Annotated in this window: 20 protein-coding genes, 2 tRNA genes, 5 pseudogenes and 1 other annotated feature; of the genes and pseudogenes, 12 read left to right on the plus strand and 15 right to left on the minus strand. The window is 34.6% G+C overall.

Annotated features, from left to right (window positions below):
- Positions 1-54: 54 nt before the first annotated feature.
- Positions 55-447 carry a SirB2 family protein gene (locus H0S58_RS12895; RefSeq protein ID WP_195726702.1) on the minus strand — a complete coding sequence of 131 codons (393 nt, stop codon included), beginning with the start codon at positions 445-447 and terminating at the stop codon, positions 55-57.
- 13 nt (positions 448-460) lie between these two features.
- Positions 461-772, minus strand: coding sequence for a BolA family protein (locus H0S58_RS12900; RefSeq protein WP_195726703.1), 312 nt, complete (start codon positions 770-772; stop codon positions 461-463).
- A gap of 205 nt (positions 773-977) precedes the next feature.
- On the opposite strand from H0S58_RS12900, the gene H0S58_RS12905 reads away from it, so the two are divergent.
- Both H0S58_RS12905 and H0S58_RS12910 read left to right on the plus strand, forming a co-directional pair.
- Positions 978-1,053: transfer RNA gene (locus tag H0S58_RS12905), tRNA-Gly, on the plus strand.
- A gap of 39 nt (positions 1,054-1,092) precedes the next feature.
- Positions 1,093-1,168 (plus strand) — tRNA-Gly (locus H0S58_RS12910).
- 393 nt (positions 1,169-1,561) lie between these two features.
- Here H0S58_RS12910 and H0S58_RS12915 read toward each other — a convergent pair.
- Positions 1,562-1,780 carry a helix-turn-helix domain-containing protein gene (locus tag H0S58_RS12915; RefSeq protein WP_004668076.1) on the minus strand — a complete coding sequence of 73 codons (219 nt, stop codon included), beginning with the start codon at positions 1,778-1,780 and terminating at the stop codon, positions 1,562-1,564.
- A 110-nt stretch (positions 1,781-1,890) separates the two neighbouring features.
- On the opposite strand from H0S58_RS12915, the gene H0S58_RS12920 reads away from it, so the two are divergent.
- The 5 genes from H0S58_RS12920 to H0S58_RS12940 all read left to right on the plus strand — a co-directional run bounded on the left by H0S58_RS12920 (position 1,891) and on the right by H0S58_RS12940 (position 4,907).
- Complete coding sequence (locus H0S58_RS12920) at positions 1,891-2,106, plus strand: hypothetical protein (RefSeq protein WP_001054887.1); 216 nt, start codon at positions 1,891-1,893, stop codon at positions 2,104-2,106.
- Between the two features lie 13 nt (positions 2,107-2,119).
- Entirely contained in the window at positions 2,120-3,304 is a 1,185-nt protein-coding gene (locus H0S58_RS12925) for a site-specific integrase (RefSeq protein ID WP_195726704.1), read from the plus strand.
- Complete coding sequence (locus tag H0S58_RS12930; RefSeq protein ID WP_195726705.1) at positions 3,294-3,542, plus strand: hypothetical protein; 249 nt, start codon at positions 3,294-3,296, stop codon at positions 3,540-3,542. Before H0S58_RS12925 ends, H0S58_RS12930 begins: the two co-directional genes overlap by 11 nt.
- 68 nt (positions 3,543-3,610) lie before the next feature.
- A complete protein-coding gene (locus tag H0S58_RS12935; RefSeq protein WP_195726706.1) occupies positions 3,611-4,153 on the plus strand; it encodes a DUF1376 domain-containing protein in 543 nt (180 codons plus the stop codon).
- Between the two features lie 10 nt (positions 4,154-4,163).
- Positions 4,164-4,907 carry an ATP-binding protein gene (locus tag H0S58_RS12940; RefSeq protein WP_195726707.1) on the plus strand — a complete coding sequence of 248 codons (744 nt, stop codon included), beginning with the start codon at positions 4,164-4,166 and terminating at the stop codon, positions 4,905-4,907.
- 253 nt (positions 4,908-5,160) lie between these two features.
- Here H0S58_RS12940 and H0S58_RS12945 read toward each other — a convergent pair whose 3' ends face one another.
- The 4 genes from H0S58_RS12945 to H0S58_RS12960 all read right to left on the minus strand — a co-directional run bounded on the left by H0S58_RS12945 (position 5,161) and on the right by H0S58_RS12960 (position 9,658).
- Entirely contained in the window at positions 5,161-6,396 is a 1,236-nt protein-coding gene (locus H0S58_RS12945) for a capsule biosynthesis protein (protein ID WP_195726708.1), read from the minus strand.
- Positions 6,397-6,405: 9 nt separating this feature from the next.
- Entirely contained in the window at positions 6,406-8,388 is a 1,983-nt protein-coding gene (locus H0S58_RS12950) for a capsular polysaccharide biosynthesis protein (RefSeq protein ID WP_195726709.1), read from the minus strand.
- 258 nt (positions 8,389-8,646) lie between these two features.
- Positions 8,647-9,213, minus strand: a complete 567-nt coding sequence (locus H0S58_RS12955) for an IS630 family transposase (protein WP_178928740.1) — start codon at positions 9,211-9,213, stop codon at positions 8,647-8,649.
- On the minus strand, positions 9,182-9,658 hold the full coding sequence (locus H0S58_RS12960; RefSeq protein WP_195726571.1) for a helix-turn-helix domain-containing protein: 477 nt from the start codon (positions 9,656-9,658) through the stop codon (positions 9,182-9,184). The genes H0S58_RS12955 and H0S58_RS12960 overlap by 32 nt, the downstream gene beginning before the upstream one ends.
- Positions 9,659-9,693: 35 nt before the next feature.
- Here H0S58_RS12960 and H0S58_RS12965 point away from each other — a divergent pair, with 35 nt between their 5' ends.
- Both H0S58_RS12965 and H0S58_RS12970 read left to right on the plus strand, forming a co-directional pair.
- Positions 9,694-10,560 carry a glycosyltransferase gene (locus tag H0S58_RS12965; RefSeq protein ID WP_195726710.1) on the plus strand — a complete coding sequence of 289 codons (867 nt, stop codon included), beginning with the start codon at positions 9,694-9,696 and terminating at the stop codon, positions 10,558-10,560.
- Between the two features lie 9 nt (positions 10,561-10,569).
- Complete coding sequence (locus H0S58_RS12970; RefSeq protein WP_195726711.1) at positions 10,570-11,520, plus strand: hypothetical protein; 951 nt, start codon at positions 10,570-10,572, stop codon at positions 11,518-11,520.
- Positions 11,521-11,567: 47 nt separating this feature from the next.
- On the opposite strand, the gene H0S58_RS12975 is transcribed toward H0S58_RS12970, so the two are convergent.
- Positions 11,568-12,782, minus strand: a complete 1,215-nt coding sequence (locus tag H0S58_RS12975; RefSeq protein ID WP_195726712.1) for a glycosyltransferase — start codon at positions 12,780-12,782, stop codon at positions 11,568-11,570.
- A gap of 261 nt (positions 12,783-13,043) precedes the next feature.
- On the opposite strand from H0S58_RS12975, the pseudogene H0S58_RS12980 reads away from it, so the two are divergent.
- The 3 pseudogenes from H0S58_RS12980 to H0S58_RS12990 form a co-directional block, all read left to right on the plus strand.
- Positions 13,044-13,209, plus strand: a pseudogene (locus tag H0S58_RS12980) (IS5/IS1182 family transposase); the annotation flags it as partial.
- Between the two features lie 51 nt (positions 13,210-13,260).
- Positions 13,261-14,494, plus strand: a pseudogene (locus H0S58_RS12985) (IS3 family transposase).
- Positions 13,536-13,652, plus strand: a sequence feature (AL1L pseudoknot). (Overlaps the previous pseudogene by 117 nt.)
- Positions 14,495-14,590: 96 nt before the next feature.
- A pseudogene (locus H0S58_RS12990) lies at positions 14,591-14,826 on the plus strand (hypothetical protein); the annotation flags it as partial.
- On the opposite strand, the pseudogene H0S58_RS12995 reads toward H0S58_RS12990, so the two are convergent.
- From H0S58_RS12995 to wecC, 7 genes and pseudogenes are all read right to left on the minus strand, one after another.
- Positions 14,784-14,894, minus strand: a pseudogene (locus H0S58_RS12995) (IS5/IS1182 family transposase); the annotation flags it as partial. The pseudogenes H0S58_RS12990 and H0S58_RS12995 sit on opposite strands and share 43 nt — an antisense overlap.
- A gap of 185 nt (positions 14,895-15,079) precedes the next feature.
- Positions 15,080-15,691 (minus strand): annotated as a pseudogene (locus H0S58_RS13000) (DUF6270 domain-containing protein); the annotation flags it as partial.
- 293 nt (positions 15,692-15,984) lie between these two features.
- Entirely contained in the window at positions 15,985-16,293 is a 309-nt protein-coding gene (locus tag H0S58_RS13005; protein WP_195726714.1) for a hypothetical protein, read from the minus strand.
- A 111-nt stretch (positions 16,294-16,404) separates the two neighbouring features.
- Complete coding sequence (locus H0S58_RS13010; RefSeq protein WP_195726715.1) at positions 16,405-16,578, minus strand: hypothetical protein; 174 nt, start codon at positions 16,576-16,578, stop codon at positions 16,405-16,407.
- A 13-nt stretch (positions 16,579-16,591) separates the two neighbouring features.
- Complete coding sequence (locus H0S58_RS13015) at positions 16,592-18,556, minus strand: heparinase II/III family protein (protein ID WP_195726716.1); 1,965 nt, start codon at positions 18,554-18,556, stop codon at positions 16,592-16,594.
- 105 nt (positions 18,557-18,661) lie between these two features.
- Positions 18,662-22,891: a glycosyltransferase gene (locus tag H0S58_RS13020; protein WP_195726717.1), complete on the minus strand. Its 4,230-nt coding sequence runs from the start codon at positions 22,889-22,891 to the stop codon at positions 18,662-18,664.
- 79 nt (positions 22,892-22,970) lie between these two features.
- Positions 22,971-24,221, minus strand: coding sequence for a UDP-N-acetyl-D-mannosamine dehydrogenase (gene wecC / locus H0S58_RS13025; protein ID WP_195726718.1), 1,251 nt, complete (start codon positions 24,219-24,221; stop codon positions 22,971-22,973).
- Positions 24,222-24,236 lie beyond the last annotated feature (15 nt).

A 24,236-nucleotide genomic window follows, 5' to 3' on the forward strand; every position in this document is an offset into this window, starting at 1 on the left:
TCATGAAGTAGTTTAACCTACTGATTTTTTATTCAGAATAATTATGTCCAACAATTAACCAAAATTTGGTTTCATCATCACCAAAGCTAAAATTGCAATTAAGGCAACAATAGCAATCGCTAAACCTGCGCGACGCTGAATTAACAAAATTTGATCATCTTTTTTATAGGCTTTGATTAATGATGAAAATAACACCAAAAATAAAACCACTTTGGCATAGAACCAAGATTGTACCTCGAAGTTTTTAATGACTAAAGAGACAACGCCTGTCAGTACAATACAGGTCATCATCAAGTGTTGTAGTGCCACAAAAAATTTACGTGCGACAGGATTGGGCTGGTTGCCTTGCACACCTATAAATAAAGTAAAGGCGCGTGCAATGATCACTCCGATGAGCAAAGTTATGCTGATCATGTGAATTATTTTTACCGTTAGCTGCATATCCATAAATTAAGCGTCCTTAGTCGGATTTTGGTGCATGTGCACAATCAGGACTTGTCGTGGCTTGTCCTGTCCATTCTGAAGGAAGGAAAGTATGAATCGCTAAAGCATGAATCGCACTTGGACTCAACAAATCTCCAGCAGCTGCATAAATTTTTTGATGACGTTGTACTAAGCGCAAGCCTTCAAATGCGTCACTGACCACAATCACTTTAAAATGGGATTCTTTTCCAGGAAAATATCCACCATGACCTGAAGATTCATTCACCACTTCTAAATGTATCGGAGATAAATCGTTTAATCGTTGAATCAGTTGTTGTTCTAAATGCATTCTCAGTACTCCAAAATCACTTTGCTTGCAGTATAGCCTGTTCTTATAAAATGTTGAGTAGAGACGCAATAAATCATTTCTCTTGGTCAAATTTGAGTATTTTAGAAACAATACGCAGGAAAAATGGTTTTATTTTATGCAATTGATACAAGTTTTTTCACAAAATGATTGACCACATTTTCACATAATGTATTATACACGGCATGCGGGAATAGCTCAGTTGGTAGAGCATAACCTTGCCAAGGTTGGGGTCGAGAGTTCGAGTCTCTTTTCCCGCTCCAAATTTTTTAGTGTAAGTTTTAGAAAAAACTGCTCAATAAGCGGGAATAGCTCAGTTGGTAGAGCATAACCTTGCCAAGGTTGGGGTCGGGAGTTCGAGTCTCCTTTCCCGCTCCAGATTCAAAAAAAGCCCTCATCGAAAGATGGGGGCTTTTTCTTGTTGATTTTTAAGATTATTTTCTCATAAAAATTAAAATTTCTAGCTTTATAAAAGTACTCAATATTTTAGATAAATGTTTTCATAAGTTGACTGCGTGACCAAAAGTGACCAAAACGTGCCCTAGCCCATCATATACAGATCTATAGATTCATTATTTTGATTTTATTTTATTAGTTTGATTATCAATATAATCAGGATAGTAAACTTCAAGAAAACTGAATTCCTTTCTTTTTCTCTATTTTAGTATTTTTAACTTCATCTATTCCCAAGGTGACCAAATTTGGTCACCAAAAAATATTAAATAAAACAAATATTTAACCTATGTAATTATAATTCAGACTTCATTTTTCTTAAAAATCTTGTTCATCATTTTGCTTAATTTTTAATAAATCCCCCACTTCAACATTCAGTAATACGCATAACTTTTCTATGGTTTCAAAATCTATTCGAGTTGATTGACCATTATATAACTTATGTAGTGTGGTCTTACTCATCCCTGTCTCTCTAGCAACATCTGCTACTTTCATTCTTCGTTCTGCCAAAAGAACTGGCAAGTTACAAACTATCATTAATTACCACCATTGTGTAATAAAGTACTTGCATGATGTATTAAATGCATTTATTATCGCATTGTGGTCTTAAATAACATCATTGTGATACTTCATAAAAGGATACAAATATGAATCTTACTTATATTACTACAAAAGAATTGGCTGAACGAATCCATTATAACGAACGTACCATCCGTAATCAGTTAAAGGATAGCGTTTTAATTGAAGGTATTCATTACATTCGCCCTTTTGGTGGTCGCAAAATTTTATATGTATGGGAACGCATTGAAGAAGATATGACTAAAACCACTTTAGGCTCGCTACACAGCCTACAACTTCAGTAAGGGGAACATTATTATGGCTGCTATTCGTACTAGATACGGTAAATTATGTGTCGATTTTCGATACTTAAACATCCGTTGCCGTGAAACAACAGCTCTTGAAGACAATGCTCAAAATCGCAAAAAGCTTGAAAAAGCGATTGAACGAATGGAGGCAGAAATCTTATTGGGTATTTTTGACTATGCTAAATACTTTCCAAAAAGTTCTCGTTTGAAAGAAATCAAAAACGCAGAAAACAGAGTAAATGAAATCAGCTCAAAAACACCTCTATTTTCTAAGTTCTGTGAAATTTGGTTCACTGATAAAGAAATAGAGTGGCGTACAAGCTACAAGGAAAAAATTCAAATTGTGATCAAAAAGTACTTAATCCCTTTTTTTGGTACAATTCCGGTTATTACTATCAAAAAGTCAGACATTCTTGGATTCCGTTCATCCCTCGCCAAAGTGACTCACGGGAAAAACCAAGAATGCCTTTCACCATCAAGAATCAACCAGATTATGATAGCACTTCGTATGATACTGGATAGTGCTGCCGAACGATATGATTTTGACAGCCCTTACAAGAATATCAAGAACTTAAAGCAAGGAAAAATTGAAGTCACGCCTTTTTCATTAAAGGAAGTACATGCAATTTTGGCCACAGTTCGTGATGATTTTAAACCTTATTACACTGTTCGATTTTTCACGGGTATGCGCACCAGTGAGATCGATGGATTGCAATGGAAAAATGTGGACTTGCAACGTCGGGAAATCCATATTCGTGAAGCCTTGGTGAATGGGGAGCTGGGTGGAACCAAAACCTATGGTTCTGACCGCACAATCCAGATGAGTGACCGGGTTTATCAAGCCTTTCTGCAACAGAAAAGCTTAAATAATGGTAAATCAGAGTTTGTATTCTGTAATCGTGACGGTGGACCTCTCGATTACCGTTTGGTGAATAAACGTGTCTGGCATCCGATCTTACGGTTATTAGGATTAAAGCCTAGAAGAGCTTATCAAACACGTCATACAGCAGCAACGCTTTGGCTGTCGGCAGGAGAAAATCCTGAATGGATCGCACGCCAGCTGGGACATTCCACCACTGAAATGCTATTCCGTGTCTATAGCCGCTACATTCCAAATGTTACCCGTCGTGATGGCAGTGCTTTTGAAGCCATGCTGGAGAGACTAAATACAGAGGAGCTTGCACATGAACAATAAAGCTTTCCTTGGAGGTGTGGTAGTCAGCCATGAAGCAGATAGGGTCGCACGTGAATTAATTCATGAGTTACATATTCCCAAACTGCACAATCTGGCGTTTTTGCTGGAGATCAACAAATGCTTCGATGATCACCAGGCTTTGAGACTGTGGCTACAACGACTGCTGGATGATGGACAAGCCCATTACGATGATTTAGCCCGACAGGCCCGCCTCCGGTTAATGAGCCTAATTCCCTGATCAAACAAATATACAAGGTCATCTAATTGATGACCTTAGCCCTTCTATACCTATAAAAAGGTGAAAATATGCATAAAAATATTTCAATTTGGATGCCACTCTATATTGGCGACTTACAGGCAAAATTCGCAAGAATGACCGCAGAACAAATCGGTGCAGCACTGCTGTTAATGATGGATTTCTGGAAAAATGGGGCTATTCCTCATGATCTAGCAACGGTCTGCAGCATCACGAAATTACCGCAGCAGAGCAAGGCTAAAACTTTGTTGAATACGCTGATGGCATTGGAATTATTTGAAGTCGAATCTGAACAGATTCATTCAACTTTTTTAACCAATTTAAAAAGCCAGGCATTACAAAACCAGCAGATGAAATCTGATAAAGCTAAAAATGCAGCTCAAGCACGTTGGGGGAAATCCGCAAGTAATGCTCAAGCATCAACCAAGCAACGAAAAGTAAATGCTCAAGCAGCTCTTGAGAAGAGCCCGAGTATTACTCAAGTCATGCTTGAACCATGCCCTTCATCTTCATCTTCATCTTCATCTTCATCTTCATCTTCAAATTTTGAAGAAAAAAATGAGGATTTTTTAGAAAATTCCAAATGGATTTAGGAAAATGATCATGAATACTATGCTTAAAACACTCCAGTTTCGCGCAGAAACAACGGAAACACTTTGCCCTACCCATCATATACCCCTAATGGAAATTGCCGGTCACAGGCTCTGTAAATTGTGTGCGAAAGAAACCGTCCATCACTCACATGCAGCCTATGCTGATGAGCTGCAACAGCGATTGCTACAACAGAAAATCAAAAATTCAGGACTTAATAAACGCTACCTGGACTGTGGCTTCAAGAATTATGTGATTGCATGTCCTGCACAAGACAATGCAATCAAGCTATGTCAGGCCTTTGCACAACAGATTATTTCCGACCTTCATCCGAACCTGCTGCTCATCGGTACACCGGGTACAGGAAAGACCCATCTGAGTGCATCAATCATTCGCAACATTCTGCATAACAGTACAAAAACTGCACGCTACTATACCAGTGCAGAAATTGCACAAAAAATGATGGACACCTGGTCAGATGCTTCACGCTCTGAAAAAGAATTAATCGACCATTTTTCCAGTTTTGATTTATTGGTGATTGATGAATATGGCCTGCATGACCGGCATGAGAAACGCCTAGAGATGGTACATAAGGTTTTATATAGCCGTTATGACAATATGAAGTCGACGCTGCTTATTTCCAATTTTACACTGCAGACCATGCAGCAGGATTTAGGGGTTCGATTATGGTCACGGTTACATGAAAACAATTTGATTGTAGTACCGTGTTACTGGAGTGATCAAAGATTTTCTTAATACCATCAAGAGCTTCATTAAGAGGCTCTTTTTTATTTAGAGTCAGCTGAGACACATGAGTTGCCAAATTATTTCTAGACTTACTGAAAACGTTATAATACTTCAACCATCAAGTACCGTAGAGCTTAGGTTTATTCATGCCAAAAACATGCAAAACCTTAATTACTATGAGATTTATACAGTAATACCTTCCAGTAAAATACTAAATTTAAAAAAATTAAAAATACAGATTTTTAAGTCATTGTATTTTTTTTTAACTTTTTTCGATCACTTTCAGATTCTTTTTAATATAAACCTCCTGCCAAGGAGAAATACCATAAAATGATCCATTCAATTGAGAATATGAGATGAGCTCTTTTCGGAAATAAGAAAAATAATTAGTATCAACTTCATCTGGATTTTTCCAAAACTCGGATAAAGCGTATTGATTCGTAAGCTTTGGCAGGTTATACAAAGCGTGACCAAGCACTTTTACAGGAACATTATGATAGAGGGCTTGAATTCCTGTTGTACTATTGACTGTTACCAATCCTAAACTGTGTTTGAGCAAGGTAGGGAAATGAACATCACAAAAATAATGAACTCTTCCTTCAATTTTGAATTGCTTAGCATATTTATTAATTAATTTACTATAATTTCGATAACCACGATCCATCGGATGATGTTTCAATACTAGATGCATTGAAGGATCCGAATGAAAGCTAAAACTCTCTAATACTAATACAATATATTTTTCTACACTTTTTAAATCACTGTGAATAGTAATTTGAGAATCATTATGGACTTGTAATGCAAAAATAAAGTATTTTTTAGAATACTGCTGCAAGAAACGATTAAATTTATTTTTTTCAAATAATTTATTCTGAATACTCCTAAAACCCGATAATATCCAATACCCTAATTCTTTTATGGGTCTAATATTACGATGATGCTGATAGCCAGAATATTGAAAAGAAAAGAAAACCCAGAAAATATAATAAGTTATAGCACTGTTTACCATTTTTAAATAACTATTCTTTACATCATTGATATCAGTGACTAAATCATTACCTTTTTCTGAAATATCGCTTTTATTATAGTAATTTAGAAAATTAGAAAAAAAATTAACCCCATCTTGCTCAAACGTAATGTAATTTGGACGAATATACCCCTCTTCAAAAACGAAAAAATTAATATTATTTTTTTTTGCGATTATTTTTGCAAACTTATGATACTTTCTACAATCACCAAAACAAACGATAGAGTCAATATCATGCTCTATCAAAAATGCCTCTATCCATACTGAATAATCATCTAAACGTCCTTTATAATCATAAACATTTGTTTCAGATTTATAAAAAAAACGATCACCACCATTAAAGTTAATTTTATAACATTCAATATTTTTACTATTTAGCCATTTCGACAAACGATAAAAGAAATCCCCCATTGGTCCCTGTAAAAGTAGAACTTTATTAGATAATAACAATTTATCGACATGTTTTGACACGAATGAATCTTACCTATTTTTTACATTTCTAAATTTAATAAGAACATCTTTCCATGATTTCCAATATTTTTTCTCAGGAGTATTTATTTGCTGCTGAATATAAGAAATCACATGTTCTGGCGCCACCAAAGGAATATTCATGCTTTTGGTAGAGGACAGATTATACACAGCATAATCAACCAACGTGACATATATCAAAGTTTCTAGATCTATTTTTTTATTTCTTCGAGAGCAGTTGAGTTTATCATTGGTTAATCCCCAGCCCGCATAAAAAGGCAAACCATAGCAATATACTTTAAGCCCCCTTAATAAAGCTTCAAACCCACTTAACGAAGTAATAGTATGAACCTCATCACAGATTTCAAAACATTCTAAAATCGAGGAATCTAATTCAATTTGATTTGCAAATTTTAAAACTAATTGCTCTTCAATTTTACCTGTTCTTAGTCCTGCATAAACATCAGGATGTGGTTTGTAAATAATATAAGCATCCGTGTTATTTGCTCTAACTTCTTTTATCAACTCCAGATTGGTTTTTATGCCTACCCCACCTAATTGAATCGACATATCATCCTCAACTTGACCAATGACCAGCAAAACTTTTTTATCTGTTTCGGGTCGACTCAACTTATCAACTTTACCTACATTGTATTTTGATATATTAAGCTCAACTAATGAATTACGTAGTTTCTGAGCACGTACATACTGTGAAGATGTTAATTCTGTCGTCTTTAATAAATTTTCTATTTTTGACGGCTTGGTTGCATCATAATAAATACCAATCTCATCGAACACGAGTGAACATGGCCGAATGAGAGAAGCGCCCAATCCAATGGAGCGAATAAAACCATCTTCGACTGTAATCACATTTTTATAGCCTTGGTCTTTTAATAATTTTGCCTTTTTCCCCCATGCCAATATATGGTCTGATTTTTGAGGTTTAAAAAATTTTTTAAATTTTAATTCTATTTTAGGAAAATTTAAGAAATCTCGAATGAAGTGTTTTTTCCATGGACTAAATCCATAGGCAATAATTGAATTAGAAAGTTTTTTTTGAAGCTCTACATTAGGAATTAAAACTTCTAGAATATCCTCCAGTTCACAACGCTTTTGAGTTACCGGTGAAACATAGCGCGAATATTTTAAATAAGCACATACAAAAAGATGTTCTAAAGATCGGTTAATACCCCTACGGCCGTCTAAAATATCAAGTGATGCATAATGATCATTTGTTAAGCCCCAGCCTGCATACCAAGGCACCCCAAAACAATGTACTTTTTTTCCACATATCAATGCCTCAAAGCCCAATTGAGAACTTACCACATAGACTTCCTGCATTAAGTTAATAATATCAAAAGGATGATAATTTTCTTTTAACACTTTGACATTAGAATGAGTTAAATCACTTGATAAAAAGTGCCCTTGTGATTTCCCTGCAATAACATCAGGATGAATCTTTACCCAGATTGTTGAAGATGGGTGATCTTTTATTGCCTGCTGAAGCATATTTCTGAAACTTTCAGTAGAGGCACCCGAGTATTTAATGGACTGATCACCCAAGGTTTGATCGACTACTAAAATATTTTTACAGGATTGAAATAAGTTCTCATCAATTTGAAGAATCTTTTGATTATATTTTGTAATGCTAAATGCTTTAATTTTATTAATATTCACTCGAGCACGTTCATTAAACTCTAGAGATTCTTGAGCTTGAATCAATTGCTCTAAATCAGATGTTTGGAAGGCATCGAAATAAATACCGTGAGTATCAACTACTAAAGATAAAGGTAAGAAACCATCTTTTCCTAAGCCTAGAGAACGTATAAAGCCATCTTCTAAACAATAAAGTGGAATATCAAATTTGCTAGATATATTTTGTGCTCTAAAAAAACTAGGCTTTCTCCCCCAGCCCATTGCACCCTCTTCTAATTCAAAGTTACGTAAATAAGAATAGAATAGTTTTTTTAATTTTTTAGAACCGAAATATCTCATACAATAATTTATAACATAAAAATTTAGAAACAAGCTGTAGAATACACAATTAGATAAAGTTATACATTTTTATATTTTGGTAGACTATTAGTATTTATGAAGAAATTACGTATATTAACTATATTGGATGAGTTCACACATACTAATCTAAAATTTGAAAAAGATATTGAATTAATTCAGAATAAACCCATTTGGTATCGAAAAAGTAATAAGATTGATTTTTTGTTGGTTGAATCTTCATGGCGCGGTAAGTATCAACTAAAAAGTAAACATGTATTCATTACCAAAACCCTTTGAAATCTGCCCAACCCAACGCTCTATTTGATCTGCCTTCATCACCTTAAAATCCCGCCAGTTATACTTCATCTGCTTCCAAACCATCTCAATTCTATTCAACTCAGGACTATACGCAGGTAGAAAATACAAAGTCGTTGAATACTCTTGTACAAGAAGCTTGCGCCAATCTACCATCTGTTTGCTGCGATGAATCGAGGCATTGTCAACAATCAACACCAAAGGAACTTGATAGCTGCGTTTCACCTGTGCTGCTACACCCATCAAATAGGCATAAAACCAGCGACTGTTAACGGATTCCTGTAGGCAACTGGTGATCAGATGACCCGTTGACAGTAGACAACCCATCACATTGACTCGCTTTAGTCTTACAGCATCAACCGCATGGACATCGCCTATCTTTGTCCATGCATAACGGTTGTCAGGCGTAGCCGAAAACCCTGTTTCGTCGACATAGCCCAATATAATTTCACCTCGTGCCGCTTGCTCACGTAATGCTTCAATCTGCTGTTGCGCTTGTCCAAATGCGATCGGGTCTCTTTTTTTTCAAGCTGTGACGGGTGCGTTTGAAGACCATGCCTGAATCTCGCAAAAACTTGCGAAGAGTTTCAACAGACACGGACACACCGTATTTTTCATGCAGTTTGACTCGGATTTGTTCTGCATTGAGTGGGCTTGTGTTGACCCACTCTAAGATTTGAGCCTGATAGTCTGCGGTCAGTGTATTGGGTCGGCCTGAGCGACGGCCTTCTTGAATCGATTCAAACCGATGTAGCTCCCAATGTCGGCGTTGTAGCCTTATGGTTTCTGGGATACGCTCTTGTAACCTAGCAACTTCGGCAACAGTTTTACCTTCGGAAAGCCAGAGAATGGTTTGGGCACGTTGTCTTTCACGCCAATGTGCTGCGTGCTTGGTCAGAAGAATCAGTTGTTCACGCTCTTCTAAGCTGAGTGGGACGGTAACAATCCGTGGCATGTGCAAACATCGTTTAACCAAAAATGTCTTTTCGCATGTTTAGTTATTTTTGTCAACTTAACCATGATCAATGGCGCCACAAAGTAGCAAATTATCCGCTACATTCTAAAAGAAGTATCAATGATTTACATAAGCTAGTTTCTTGGTGTAAAGACAAAAATATTCCTACTATTTTTTGGAACAAAGAAGATCCATATCATTATGATCAGTTTATAGATGCAGCTCAGCTATTTGACTTTATTCTGACCACAGATGAGTTAAGTATTCCTCGCTACTTAAAAGATGCACCTAGTGCAAAATGTCATAGCATGACATTTTTTATTCAGCCTCAGATTCATTATCGAAAAATCCATGCTCCCCTCAAACGCTCTCTTTTTATGGGAACGTATCAACACAATATGCATGAGGTACGTACCGCTTGGCAAAATCTTATTTTTGCAGCTGCAGCACCCTACGGTTTAGATCTTTACAACAGGCACCCTAATGAAAATAATTACAAATTTCCCAAATTCGATGGAGATGTAAAATATTTTCTCCCTATTCAATACAGCCAAGTTAATGATATATATAGAAACTATCAGCAAATTTTAAACGTAAACACAATTACAAATTCTCCCACCATGTTTTCTCGCCGCTTAATTGAAATTATGGCTTGTGGTAAATTAGCCATTAGCAATCCGAGCCTCTCGATTGAAACTCGTTTTAAAGACATGTGTATTGAACTAGATCAAGCTGATCATGCACAAGTGCTATTCGAACAATTGCAATCTGGCTATACTGCTCAACAGCAGGACATGGTGAATTATGCACATGACCATATACATCAAAATTATACTGCACGTCAGTGGTTAAAACAGATTCTTAAAATCTGCAATATTGATCATCCTTATCTTTATAGCTGAGAAATAAGCTTGTTAAATTTAGATTTATCTATTGTGATTCCAATTGATTTGCACCGTAGAACAAGAGATATTTATAATCGGATCAAAAATTATGTTCGTATCTTTTCTGGTTCAAAAATAAAAATTATTTTCGGTTGTAACAGTGAGCCGCGTTATTGGGTCAATAAGGTCAAGAATTTAATTGCACCACATACTAATTTTGAATTGTGTCTTGTTAATGCAGATGCAAGCTCTCTAGCTAAACTTAGAAATACTGCTTTAGACGCAGTAAAAACAGAATTTGTTTTATTTCTAGATATTGATATTTGGCCAGATCTAGACATTATTCATAAAACCTATCAGCAGGTTATAAATCATCCCAGTCAGTTAGGCATGTTTCCCTGTTTATATTTAAGTAAAAATGGCAGTAAAAAAATTGGGAAATGGTCAACATCAGATTTTATTCATGCTTATTATGATTTCCGTCGTGACCTGATTCAACATTTGGCTTTTCCTTCATCTATTGTTTTAACGGATATAGAGTCGGTTAAATATATAGCCGGTTTTGATGAGGCGTATGTGGGTCATGGCTATGAAGATTTTGATTTTATGCTGCGCTTATTTAAATATAAAAATTTAATCGAGTTCAGCCAAGATATTGTAGTGGATGAGCCTTATTTAGCACCCCTCATGAGTGTAGGGTTACGTGCCCTATTGGCAAAGCCTTTTCTACAGACATTGTTGAGTACACATTATTTTCTTCATCTGTTTCACAGCAAAGATCAAGCAGAAGACTATTATCAAAAGCATCATATTAACCAAGATATTTTCATGAAAAAATATCATTCTTGCATTGAGAATGATAAAAAATTAGACAAATTAGATGTATTGCAGACTTTCTTCAACTATCCAGCAGTGCAGAAAAACAGCCCCAAATACGCTGTACTTTGGGCTGAATTGAAGGGTCATCAATTTAGATAAATTTTGATAAGTGTTTAATATGCACTAATGTTAGCGTCTTAGAGCGATCAAAATTTATAAGCTACTAATTTTTTAAGTAATAGGTGAGATTTATAGCGCCATCTGGTAATACTAATGGATTCAATGTTAACTCCTTCAGGCAAATTTAAATTCATAGTAAATGAATTTTTTAGACCCTGAGCGCCTACGTATCTAAAAAAACCAATTTCAGGATCTAATGATTTAGACAACCCTTTTAGGCTTTCTATATCTTTATTCAGTTTAAAGCTAATGAGAGCAACTTTGAGTGGATCAATAATGTGTTCTACATCCCTCAATTCAAATTCAACCTGTATAAAAACCCATGAGCCAGTGACTTTTAATGGAATGGGATAGAGCTCTCGACTTGATAACACTTTATTCAGTATGATCTCCTCCTTTAATTTATTAAAAGGCCTAAAATTAATCATTGGAAATTTAGCAACAATGTCTTCAGTTATCTCTATGTTATTAAAATCATTAAAATTATTTAATATAATTCTCAATTGACGATCTGGATTATTAAATGAATTACTACTATCTTGATTAAAGTGTCTTACCCATAAATACATCACTTCTCTACTATCAATAATGGTGGGTGAATACTTATCAACTAATGCATGGTTAGCACTCTCAGGTAGAGATAGGTCACGATTGTTAATGACACCTATTTTCATAAGGCCAATATTAATTTTAGGTTTATAAGACTCTCTAAATTCAATAACATCGCTACCTTGCATCAAAGCCGTTATGCCATATCCAAAAGATAAATAATGATTTTGAAATTTTTTATTTAAATATTTAATGCTTTTATCAAAAAAATCGACTGCAAGTAAATCATCATCATCTAAATTAAACACGCCAATTATTTTTTTAACAGCATTCAGTGAGATATTACTTTTGATGAGATTAAATAAAGAGATATTACTATTTCCCTCGACATCAATTTCCTGAATTTTTAAGAAAGCATATTCGTGTGACAAATGATAAATTTTTTCTTTATAAATGGCTGGCAATTGATCTGAAATTTGTAATACATGGATATATTGATAATTTTTCTTCATCACCTTTAAACTAGGAAGAGAAATATTAAAAAAAATATCGATACGCTCATCTAAACGCATGGGGTCAAATAATTTATTTCTATATTCTTGGATTGATTCAAGATCTTTTGCATTTTTTGATAAATGCCATCCTGTTGAACTTGGCGTAAATAAACTAAAACGTGTTATTCCTACAAACATAAGGCTTCTCTTTAATATTGTTGCTAATTAAAAATATGATCAACAAACGAATACTATATAGAATTTCATGTGAAAATTTAATTATTGTTTAAAATAACTTTTTACATAATATGACTACAAAAGGTAAAAAATGAATTCTTATCAAAGGCATCAAATGAGTCACATTTTTTTAGATCGCGGATTAAAATACTGTACTTATGCAAAAATGGCTTTGTTGCGTAAACCTATCAATCAAAGCTTATTCAGCAATATAATTCTAAGATGAATAAGCTTACACCTAAAATTTATCACACAACTAATCGACCACCTTACAATCGCGCTTTGATTAATCGTGGAAAGTCAGCCTTTGGTTTGATTCTAAAACTCAATGGTATGCGAACCTAAAGGTAAACAAGGAAGAAAGCAAATATATTTCGATATAGCCATTCTGAACCGTACCGGGTTTGTCGGAGACCAACTTTCCTGAGAGAATGCCCCGATGAAAAAAGTAAAATATACCCCTGAAATCAGAGATAGAGCGGTTCAACTTGTGATTGAATCCGAAAAAGATTATCCATCGAATTGGGCTGCAATCACAGCAATTGCACCCAAGATAGGTTGTACTCCTGAAACACTACGTGTTTGGTATTTAAAACATCTCGATCAACAAAATCCAGTTAAAGTACAGCAACTTTCAGATCAAGAACGGATTAAACAACTCGAACGTGAAAATAAAGAACTGCAACGTGCTAACGAAATTCTACGTAAAGCAGCTGCTTTTTTCGCCCAGGCGGAGCTCGACCGCCCACACAAATAATGGTGGATTTTATCCATCATAATAAAGAGCTGTACGGAGTCGAGGCGATTTGTAGAATTTTACCTATCGCACCTTCAACCTATTACCGGACTTTAGATCTCTGTGAAAATCCAGAACATCGAGCGAAACGAGATCTACATGATGTGCATCATGCTGAGCAAATCAAACGAATTTGGAAAGAAAGTTCAGGTCGATATGGTGTACGTAAAGTCTGGCAAAAGTTGAAACGTGAAGGCTATATTATTGCGCGCTGTACAGTTGCTCGATTGATGAAAAAGCTAGGTATACAAGGTGTTTGGCGTGGTAAGAATAAACAAACCACCCGTAGCCGAGATGATCAAAAAAGAGCAGATGATTTAGTGAAACGGGATTTTAGTGCAGATCAGCCTGACCAGCTATGGGTCGCAGACTTTACGTATATTCAAACAAATTCAGGCTGGGTATATACCGCCTTTATTATTGATGTGTTCTCACGAGCAATTGTTGGATGGAAAGTATCTACACGGATGAATACAGATATGGTACTCGATGCACTTGAGCAAGCTTTACATGCTCGAGACATGCCAAAGAACGTGATTCACCATATGAGGAGCACTGCTCCGCAAGAGGCGTACAGTATCTTTCCATTCGCTATACCAATCGTTTAGAAGCAGCAAATTTACGAGCATCAGTCGGTACGACTGGTGATTCATACGATAATGCTTTGGCTGAAACAGTGAATGGCTTATACAAAACAGAGGTGATTAAATATTTAAAAGCAGATTGGCAAGGTTTAGCGGATGTACAACTTGCGACACTAAACTGGGTAGATTGGTTCAATAAAGAGCGTGTACATAGTGCACTAGGTTATGTGTCACCTTTTGATTTTGAAGCAATGTACTATGATAAAATTAATCCGTTAGGTCAGGTGGCCTAACTTAAATAAAAAGTCTCCGACAAACCCGGTACGGTTCATTCAATGTTGCTTGATGATCAAATCCTTATTTCGACTTTCTTTACACATGGTCACCGAGTAAAGCGATTAGGCAGGGCCATTTGGAAAAAATGGTCGGGTTATCATTATCGAAGTTTGGTTGAAACCAAAATGCACTGTATTAAATCATTAGGCGATAGTCTTACTTCAAGAAACTTTCAAAGTCAGGTCAATGAAATCCATTCTCGGATGCAGTATTAAATAAATTCACTGGACCAGATAAACCTCATACGAGAATAGCTTCAATCAAATTACGTAAATTTGATTTGTGGTGAATAGATAAATTACGCAGAATAACTTTCAACTTTTGCCAGTGTTAATCTGTCAGCATGGTACGAGGCATAGCAAATAGTAAAATTGGGTTTGGCGATTTGATTTTACGACTTCGCTATTTTTAAGCTAAAAGTGTCAACACACCCTAAAAAATTAGACGTGATGATCAATTTTTTTTGATTGAATAATATGAAATAAAGCCCAAAATACGTAACACCTTCGGACACATTAAAAACTTCAATTTAAGTCAATATTTTAGCTAAAAATATGTTGTACAAGATACTTATAGTAATCATCAATAAAATGAAAAGGAGAAACTCCCCATTGATGATCAGCTTTGATTAACAACAACTCAGATGGTATAGAGATAAATTGCTCAGGAGATAAATATTTTTCTAAATATATATACATATGATCGAGCTTTACATTTTCCTTTCTAATAACATCATCTGTATATGTCTCTATTTTCAGACCATTATCTAAATTATTGGACCAATATGCTCTCTGGATACGAACCTTGTCTAACATGTTCTTGGACTTTAAGCGTTCAAAAAATAAATCAATACCCTGAGTCCAAAATTTCATAAACTGTTCTGTATGGCTATTCAAAACAGAACCTGGTTTAAGATTAGTTTTTAAAAATTCATTAGATCGAGTGACACGATATTTAGTTTCAAAAATTGCGAGGTGGAATCTTTCGTCAATCAAATCCATCAATAAAACATCAAATTCTAAATTTTCTAAACTTTTTAATAGATTATGATTGAAATCATATTCAACAACACGTTTTTGAAAAGCTGAAGGAATAACACTTAAAGAATTAAAATAATTCTTAGGCAAAATATCAGAAGAAAGTACTGCAAATGAACTTCTAGCATATAGCCAACAAGATGATAATCATCATGTTTTAGAAAAGATAAAGCATCTCTTGATACGCAACTACCAGAAATCAAAATTTTGTTACTCATAAGTACCTTCTAACAATAAAAGTTCTCATAACATGGATAATATCTAATAAATTTTTATAAAAAATGAGCTTAAAAGCTATATCCTACCATTTATTCTCCAATTTTTAATCTTCAAATAATGTGGTTCAAAAACTGTCTTGACAGTCTCGTAAACGGATATATTTTGAATATGTCCTTTCACTAAAGGCATAGTCACACTATAAGCAAATCCCTTTTGATCACATACTTGGATAAAAGGTAAAAATGTTGTCGCACATAATTGGGGCGATCAATCGTATTCTGAGATAGAAATAGAACTGGCGATTTTGATACTGGTTTTCCTACAATAACCTTCGCTAAGTCCATATGAATATCATCGGGATCACTCAACAAATGGCCATAATACTTGTGATTAATGCCATCAGCATACATTGTACCAGATAACTTTAACTGCAAAATATGTGCATATATAGCAAATGCTTTTAGAGTGAATCCATGTAGGATAGCACCGTAGCCTCCCATGGAGGATCCCCAAAAATACAAACTACTAAATTTAAAATAGTCGCTTAACAGGGTGATAACATTCTGTAACAAATGATAGGTTTTATAGTCACCATTTTCACCTAACCACCATTAACCTAAATTCTCTGTACCAAACTCATTTAAAGGAATAATAACATTCCAATTTTCGTCATAAAACTTTGAGTAAGATTTATTAGAGCCATGTCCGTGTAAAATAATAAGTGTTCTGGCATTAAATCCATTAATTTTATCTTGATGATCAAGATACTTAACAGAAGAAACCATATATAAAATCCAATTAGCTAAAACTAAAGTTCATTATTAATGAGATACGAGAAGAACTAATTTCCAATAATCCGATTTCAACAATTTTAGTTGGAATCAAAGCATTATTACTATCAGACAACCAGCCTTTTACATCAGACTTATGGGCAGTATAAGTATCAATATGTAGTTCTTGATGAGTATCGATAGAAATGGTCAACGTTTTATTTTTACCTTTGACATAAATTGTGTTACTGACTACTTCTATTTCTTTGTCATGAGGGAAAAACAATCGGCTCGTACCATCAACTAAATTTTCACTTTGACTGGAACAGGTGTCTTTAATGATTATTTCCTGATTGATGACATGAATTTCACGCGATGTTATATAGCCTTCATACATCGCTGTAGTGCCAAGAACATGAAAGGTATCAGAATTCATGTCATTCATTTTTTGTAATTCGACGAGGTGTCGTCCAGATTTACTTCTTAACGCTTTCACATTATTGGGGCTGAATAAGTTATGTGATAAATGTGAACGAATATAGCGTCGATGAGGATTACGTTCATCGTACTTATAGATACCGCCATCTATTAGCCAATCTTCACCATAAGCATATAAGGTTATGGATAAATCATCGTCATGTCGATGATAATTACTATGAAAACTTGCTTTAAAAGTTAAGTAGACAGCATCTGTAAAATTATCTTTTTCCCAAGTACTCCGATAATAGGCATAACCCGTTTCAGGTAGCACTAGATAATTCATTGCCGGCTGATCACCTTTTTTACCTGCTGTGACAGCATATTTAAAATAAGGATAATTCTGACAATGATAACCATTAAATAGATCAAGTACTTTATACTTAGATGTATCACCTATCAGCGGCAAATAACCATCGGGCTTTATCGTAAATAATAAAGCCATCGTTGATCTATCCAACATTTCATTTAAATTATCCAACTTTCCACCAAAGTCTTGATGGTAATGCTTGGCCATTTCAAGCACCATTAAACATTGCTTAATACCAAAATTTAAATATGCTGGACTATTTTCTTTATGACCACCATCTGGACAAAAAGCATAGTTAATTTCATCTAATATTCGTTGTTGGGCTAATACTTTAATAGTTTCAAGTTCAGGTATTAAATATTCAAATTCCAAACATGCATAATATAAAAAGAGTGATTGATCAAAACCGTGGTTCGTAAATTTAGAATAAAACTCATCTTTACTTAAGAACACGATATGTTCATAAATTAAGTTAATTAGCAGTTTATATTGCACACTATCAACTAATAGCATCCCACTCTTAGATAACACTGAAAATGAAACAGCCAAATTTCTCAACCGTAATGCAGATGCATGATCATGCCAAAGCATTAAATCATTGTCAGAATCGCTAGATCGCTTATAATCATTCCAACAAGAAATATAATCAAACATATCCTTTAAAATGAGTTCATTTTTTTCATCATCTAGATGATAATAACTAAAAAGGTATTGAATATGGTCTAATTGGTGCAAATACCATCGCCACGTCCTATTTGAGAAAGGATCTAGTGAATAAATTGCTTTTGAAGAAACTGAGGACTTTGCAAAGGTTGGAAACTCTAAAATTTGTTCATTAAACAAACTGAAACCGCGACCAAAATTTAATTTATTTGAAAGTCTTCCGATCAAATGCTGATGATAGGTAGATTCAACAAATATAAAACCAAGACTAATCCTCTTATTTTTTACAACATTTTCAGTTTTATCTTTGACATAAATTTTAATATCCAAATGAGCACTTTTATCTAAATGAAAGTTAAAATCACCAGTATTGTTATAATTTGTTTTATGTATTACCTTATTTCCAACAAGAAAATAGCACGCAAAATATAAGGATTTATTGTTATAGGTGTTTGCAATTTTTATATTAATACGTCCATTATTGATAATCACCAATCCTGAGAAACCAAAATCCAACTGCTGTATTGAAAACTCTTTAAACATTTTAAATCCGAATAGTCTTTTCAAATATATAAATACTCCCAATTTCATAGAAGAAATATAGGAGTATTTAAATCAATTCACTAATAATCTAACTTGGCCCAGATATTAGTTCAGTAATTCCAACTCTTTACTCAAAGTTTGAGCATAACCACTTTGTTTTCTTACCCGAGCCGCAGCATTAGAGCTCAATTTTTTAAAAAGTTTAATCGAGTTGGAAATTTTTAATAAAGCATTTGCCATTCCAATTGCATCTTCAGACTCAACTAAAAGACCAGATTCTTCATCAACAAATTCTGGAATAGCTGCAACCTTGTTCGTGATCACAACCAATCCTGAACTCATAGCTTCATCTCTAGAAACACCTTGGCTATCAACTCTTGTTGGAACCAGAAAAACGCCATGCTCTTTATGTAATTCTGAAATTTCAGACTGGCTTAAGAAGCCTTGTCGTAAATTAATATTCTTAAATGCTCTTAAGGGCTGAACTGTTTCTTCAAATAACTCGCCATCACCACACAAGGTGAACTCAAATTTATTAAACTGAGGATTCTTTGATAAATCTAAAATAGCTTCCACAGTTAAGTCGTTCGCATAGCCCAAATTTGCATAGGGTCTAATCGACAACACTTTAAAACGTTGTTTAGATTCTTTAGGCACATAATTAAATAAGGTATTGTCAATGAAGTTGTGAATAACATGTGTCTGATGTTTAGGGAAATTAATACCTAAATCTTTTTCACATTCATTTAAAAAATAATTTGACACGAATATCAACTGAGTATTTTGACTTAACTCATTATTGACTAAATTATTCCAAAATACTTTACGTTGTAAACTTAATTTATGTTGTCGATTTGATTCCACTTCGCCTAAGCGTTGTTTCTCGTAACTTCTTCTTGACCAAGATCGAATTTCAGCACCATGTACCCAAATCAACACTTGTACGGTATCTTGATATTTCTTAACGACCTCCCATATCTTATTATCAATAAGATGTATACAAATCTTTTTATAGATTCCTGAAGCCAATAATTTATCCAGCATATCATGATTGTGTGTTAGTACATCCACACCCTCAAATTCTGAGAAACCAGAATTTTTGGCCTCAGTGCTTAACTTAAACATATCAACTAATGTATTCGCCTCTTTATACGTTTTCACTCGTGAATGTAAAAAGCCATATTTATATAAATCTGAATAAGATGGATACTGTTTTGCGACAACCAATACATCAGATTTTGGAATAAAATTATTAATCGGATTTTTAACAATACCTAAGCTTAACTTATCTATAGACGTTATCCCCTTACCTACAATTTTTAAACCAATACGCACATACTTACACTCCATAGGAATGGCTAAAGCATGCCCACCTACGATTGAGTTCATCGAGTGTGAAATTTTTTGATGCTGATCATCTTGGAATTCAAAAACAATTTTGACATCTTCAGCTGTGCTGTCTGCAAGTAATTCAAATTCACTGTTTAAAAATAAATTTAATTCCTCACGTGTATACACATGACTTAGATACATGTATGCATGCTTAGTTGGCGCCAACGTCGTTTTAATTAAAAATTGCTGACCATTACGGGCAAATTGAATTTGCTTAGATGAGCCTTTAACCAAATATTTCTCAAATACATCAGCATTGAGATAGACTAAACTCTCATCGTTCAATTTAACCTTTTTAGTCGCATGAACAATATAATCAATTTGCTTAAGATGAATTTCTCCCTCACCTTTTAATCTTAATGAAAGATTAAAATATTCAGTTTGAGCAGGAATATTTGTTCTATGCATTTTATTAATGGCAAAGATTTCTGATGCAATTTTTACTTGGTTATTATCGTAGAACTCAATTGCACCTTGGCTATTGAGATTACCCTCTACATCTAACAAGACACTGATTTCACCAGTTTTTTGCTCAATCTGTTTTAGTAGCGCAACATACTTATGTTCTGATTTTGCAAGTTTAGAACAAATCTTGAAACACTCATCAATACTTTCAATTTGTATGGTTTTATATGCAGTAGATACGTTATTTACTAAATACTCATATGCAAATGACTGAATTTGATCTGTATCAGGGCTCATTGCAGTAATACTTTCTGCATATGGGAGGAGTTTATCTAATAACTCAACCCCATTGTCTAGATGACTGAGACATGGATTAACTGTTGCAATCACATCACTTGCAGCTTGATGACCATGTTCAATAAAACTAAAACGGTCAATCGACATTGAATGACACTGGTATTCACAATCTTGCTGATCTAAATAATGAGATGTTAAGGCCATAATCTGATTCAAATCATGCAGAATGAAAATTGAACGATCTAGTTTAGCAACATCGACAAGTTGATACTCTTGTCCATCCTTTAACGTTAATTCATGATCAATACGATAATAAGCATCTTTAGTGACACAGTTAATCTCAGTATATTTTAGATATTTAAAACTGAGCATCATGTCGAATAAATAGTCTTGGGTATACACGTTCTCTGTAGCAAAAAATCCAATGTGCGTGATACCACATTTTTCGATATTTTTCTCTAGTTCTTGAAGATCACTCGTGATGAAAACCTTCGCCTTGTTCTCCAGTATTAACTGGTTAGGGTTATAAATAAACAGGTTTTTTTGCTCATATGATTGGATCTCATATGAAGAGATAATACTTTCAAATTCTTGTATTGTATTTACTCGTGCAATAACACCTAGATTAACTTTCTCGAGCGTATTATCAATATTCAACTTCTCTAAAATATAATTTAAACGATCTTCATACGTATGTTCAGATAAGACTTTTCGCAAACCTTGTAGTCTGAATTTATCTAACGTATCTTTATCATGTACAATTTTGCTGAGTTTATTTTGTAATTCTATTGGATTATCAGAACATAGCACGAGATCTCCAAAGAAGTTACGAACACCCCTTGAATAATTACTGAGGACAATCGTATTGGAAGCGAGCATTTCAAACACTCGTCTTGCAAACATAGACTGAGATTGCTTAATGGTATTCATATTGATACCGTAAATATAGCCTTTATAAGCCTTATCAATCTCATGCGGCTCGAGTCTACCTAAAATATACCTCTGATATTGCTCAGGAAAAGTATAATGCGGATGTGGCTTATTATAATTACGATCGTATATTTCTAGATCGCGAAATTTAGTTGCTACATCAGTTAAATTTACAAAATCGCGTTGTCTTTCTGGGTATTTTAAGTAAAACGAACCAGCAAAGTTAAATGCATCTTTGCGTTGGTATTTTTCAATGGGATTATGGGTCTTGGGCTGCGCAGCAAATGGCATTAGATACACTTTATCATGCCCAACATAGGCTTTATATCGACCAATACAATCAATATCTGTGGTAAATACGACATCAACTTGCTTGGCAACGTCAATAAACGTACCGAAATGCACTGGATCTTCTTTATTCCAAAACATTGTTTTAATCGAATTCATTTTACAGAATTTAATCAAACTTACCGTTTCGACAGAATTTTGACTGACTTTACTTTTCCATAAACTCTCTTTACCTTGCCAAGCAGACTCGATAAACAGTAGATCAGGTTTAAATGCATTGACTTCTTCTAACCAATTTTCTGGTGATAATTGGAGTAATGTCGCTTCAGGTGAGAAACAGAAAAAAGTAAATTCATCCATAATACATGCAATTTTTAAATCACTCGCATGTTTCGCCGTTCTTTTAAGTTCAGTATGAATTGCATGCTTGAATACTTGCTGTGCTGTCACTGTGGTGGCATTATCACGCGGCAAAGTAGTCGCATCAAATAAAACTTGTTTTCCACCATTTAATAAATTGTTATTTATTTCTCTAAAGGCACCTTCAACGTGTGATCCTTTTTCTTTTGTAATTAACTTTGCTGATAATGTATCCAAAATTGCAGCTGCTGCTGCCTTTAAATCTTTGTGCTGTAGCGCAGATTGAAAATCAAGTAAAACGGATGCTTTCTTTTGAAAATTTGTTAATTCATCTTTATCTTTTCTGGCAATGGCTTCCAAACACAACTTCAGGCTAATGGACGGAAAGTGTGCAATAGACTTTTTTCCAGTTAATATTTCAATTAAGTTTTTGCCTAACTGATATGCAATCGTCTGATGTTCTTTACACGAAAATTTTGAACTTATTTGTTGGCGAACTAGATTATTTTCTTTAAGCAAATCATTAATTTCTTTTTGCAATTCCATTAAATTGCTTTTTTCAACATACTCAGACTTAATTAGGTCTTGAATGCCATGAAGAAATTCCCGTTGCTCTTGTTCATCTAAGTTTTTCAGCTGCTCTAAAATTTTCTCGACACTCATTACTAGGCTCAATTCTATGGTAATAATAAAAAAGCTGAAAACACTACAAGATCAATAGTCATAGTGTTTCCATTATTCGTTAGATGTTTGAAACAAAATTTAAAACCTTAGTGGTTTCGCCAATATTTTTAATCTCTTTAAACTCTTTATGACCCACTAAAATAGCAACAACATCAGCTAATTTCAGTGCATCTTCAACTGCAGTTAGAACACCTGCCTTCTCAAGTTTTTTAGGAAGTACATCAACATTTGGCTCGACAAGCAACAAATCATATTGTGATTTATCCGCGATAAGCTTTGCAATTTCAATCGCTGGACTTTCACGTAAATCGTCAATATCTGGTTTAAAAGCCAAACCTAATAAGGCAACTTTTGGCTTACGCCCTAAGTCACCTAATTTCGTAACGTTTTGTTCAATTTTCTCTACAACCCATTTTGGTTTGTAGTCATTCACTTCACGTGCTGTAGCAACCATACGTGCAAGATCAGGTGTTTTATTCACGATAAACCACGGATCAACAGCGATACAATGACCGCCAACGCCTGCACCTGGACTCAAAATATTGACACGTGGGTGGCGATTTGCAAGTTCAATCAGTTCCCAAACATCAATGTCTAGGCGATCACCAATTAAAGAAAGTTCGTTTGCAAATGCAATATTTACATCACGAAAGGCATTTTCAGTTAATTTGGTCATTTCTGCCGTGCGTGCATTGGTAATCACCAATTCACCTTTCACAAAAATCGCATACACTTCTGCAGCTTTTTTAGCAGACTCAGGTGTAATTCCCCCAATGGTACGGTCATTTTCAACCAGTTCACGAATAACTTGGCCTGGAAGTACACGTTCAGGACAATATGCAACATATATATCACTAGCAACATCTGTAGTAGTTCGTGGAAATCTTAAATCTGGACGTAATTCAGATAACCATTCCACCATTTGCTCTGTCGCACCTACGGGTGAAGTGGATTCCAAAATCACCACATTGCCTTTTTCCAATACTGGTGCAATAGTTTTCACTGCTGCTTCAATATAGGAAAGATCTGGTGTGTAATCTTCACCTTTAAACGGCGTCGGTACTGCAATTAAAAATGCATCAGCAGGTTCCGCAATTAAAGAAGCTTTTAAATGACCCGATTCAACAACTTTTTTTACAATTTCTTCTAAACCGGGTTCTACAATATGAATTTTACCTTGGTTAATCGTTTCAATCGCGTGTTGATTAACATCTAATCCAATGACATGTGCACCATAATGAGCAAACATAGTTGCTGTTGGTAAACCGATATAGCCTAAACCACTAACAGATATTTTATTAATTGACATAAGAACTTACTTTTC

The organism is Acinetobacter sp. TTH0-4 (genome assembly GCF_015602665.1).
Lineage (GTDB): Bacteria > Pseudomonadota > Gammaproteobacteria > Pseudomonadales > Moraxellaceae > Acinetobacter > Acinetobacter albensis.

Bases quoted from the DNA above. Each gene is read 5' to 3' on its own strand.
- H0S58_RS12895 (WP_195726702.1), bottom strand. From the start codon at position 447: ATGGATATGCAGCTAACGGTAAAAATAATTCACATGATCAGCATAACT.
- H0S58_RS13015 (WP_195726716.1), bottom strand. From the start codon at position 18,556: ATGTTTAAAGAGTTTTCAATACAGCAGTTGGATTTTGGTTTCTCAGGA.
- H0S58_RS12915 (WP_004668076.1), bottom strand. From the start codon at position 1,780: ATGATAGTTTGTAACTTGCCAGTTCTTTTGGCAGAACGAAGAATGAAA.
- H0S58_RS12920 (WP_001054887.1), top strand. From the start codon at position 1,891: ATGAATCTTACTTATATTACTACAAAAGAATTGGCTGAACGAATCCAT.
- H0S58_RS12965 (WP_195726710.1), top strand. From the start codon at position 9,694: ATGTTTAGTTATTTTTGTCAACTTAACCATGATCAATGGCGCCACAAA.
- wecC (WP_195726718.1), bottom strand. From the start codon at position 24,221: ATGTCAATTAATAAAATATCTGTTAGTGGTTTAGGCTATATCGGTTTA.
- H0S58_RS12960 (WP_195726571.1), bottom strand. From the start codon at position 9,658: ATGCCACGGATTGTTACCGTCCCACTCAGCTTAGAAGAGCGTGAACAA.
- H0S58_RS13010 (WP_195726715.1), bottom strand. From the start codon at position 16,578: ATGGTTTCTTCTGTTAAGTATCTTGATCATCAAGATAAAATTAATGGA.
- H0S58_RS12925 (WP_195726704.1), top strand. From the start codon at position 2,120: ATGGCTGCTATTCGTACTAGATACGGTAAATTATGTGTCGATTTTCGA.
- H0S58_RS12950 (WP_195726709.1), bottom strand. From the start codon at position 8,388: ATGAGATATTTCGGTTCTAAAAAATTAAAAAAACTATTCTATTCTTAT.
- H0S58_RS13020 (WP_195726717.1), bottom strand. From the start codon at position 22,891: ATGAGTGTCGAGAAAATTTTAGAGCAGCTGAAAAACTTAGATGAACAA.
- H0S58_RS12975 (WP_195726712.1), bottom strand. From the start codon at position 12,782: ATGTTTGTAGGAATAACACGTTTTAGTTTATTTACGCCAAGTTCAACA.
- H0S58_RS12930 (WP_195726705.1), top strand. From the start codon at position 3,294: ATGAACAATAAAGCTTTCCTTGGAGGTGTGGTAGTCAGCCATGAAGCA.
- H0S58_RS12900 (WP_195726703.1), bottom strand. From the start codon at position 772: ATGCATTTAGAACAACAACTGATTCAACGATTAAACGATTTATCTCCG.
- H0S58_RS12935 (WP_195726706.1), top strand. From the start codon at position 3,611: ATGCATAAAAATATTTCAATTTGGATGCCACTCTATATTGGCGACTTA.
- H0S58_RS13005 (WP_195726714.1), bottom strand. From the start codon at position 16,293: ATGGGAGGCTACGGTGCTATCCTACATGGATTCACTCTAAAAGCATTT.
- H0S58_RS12940 (WP_195726707.1), top strand. From the start codon at position 4,164: ATGAATACTATGCTTAAAACACTCCAGTTTCGCGCAGAAACAACGGAA.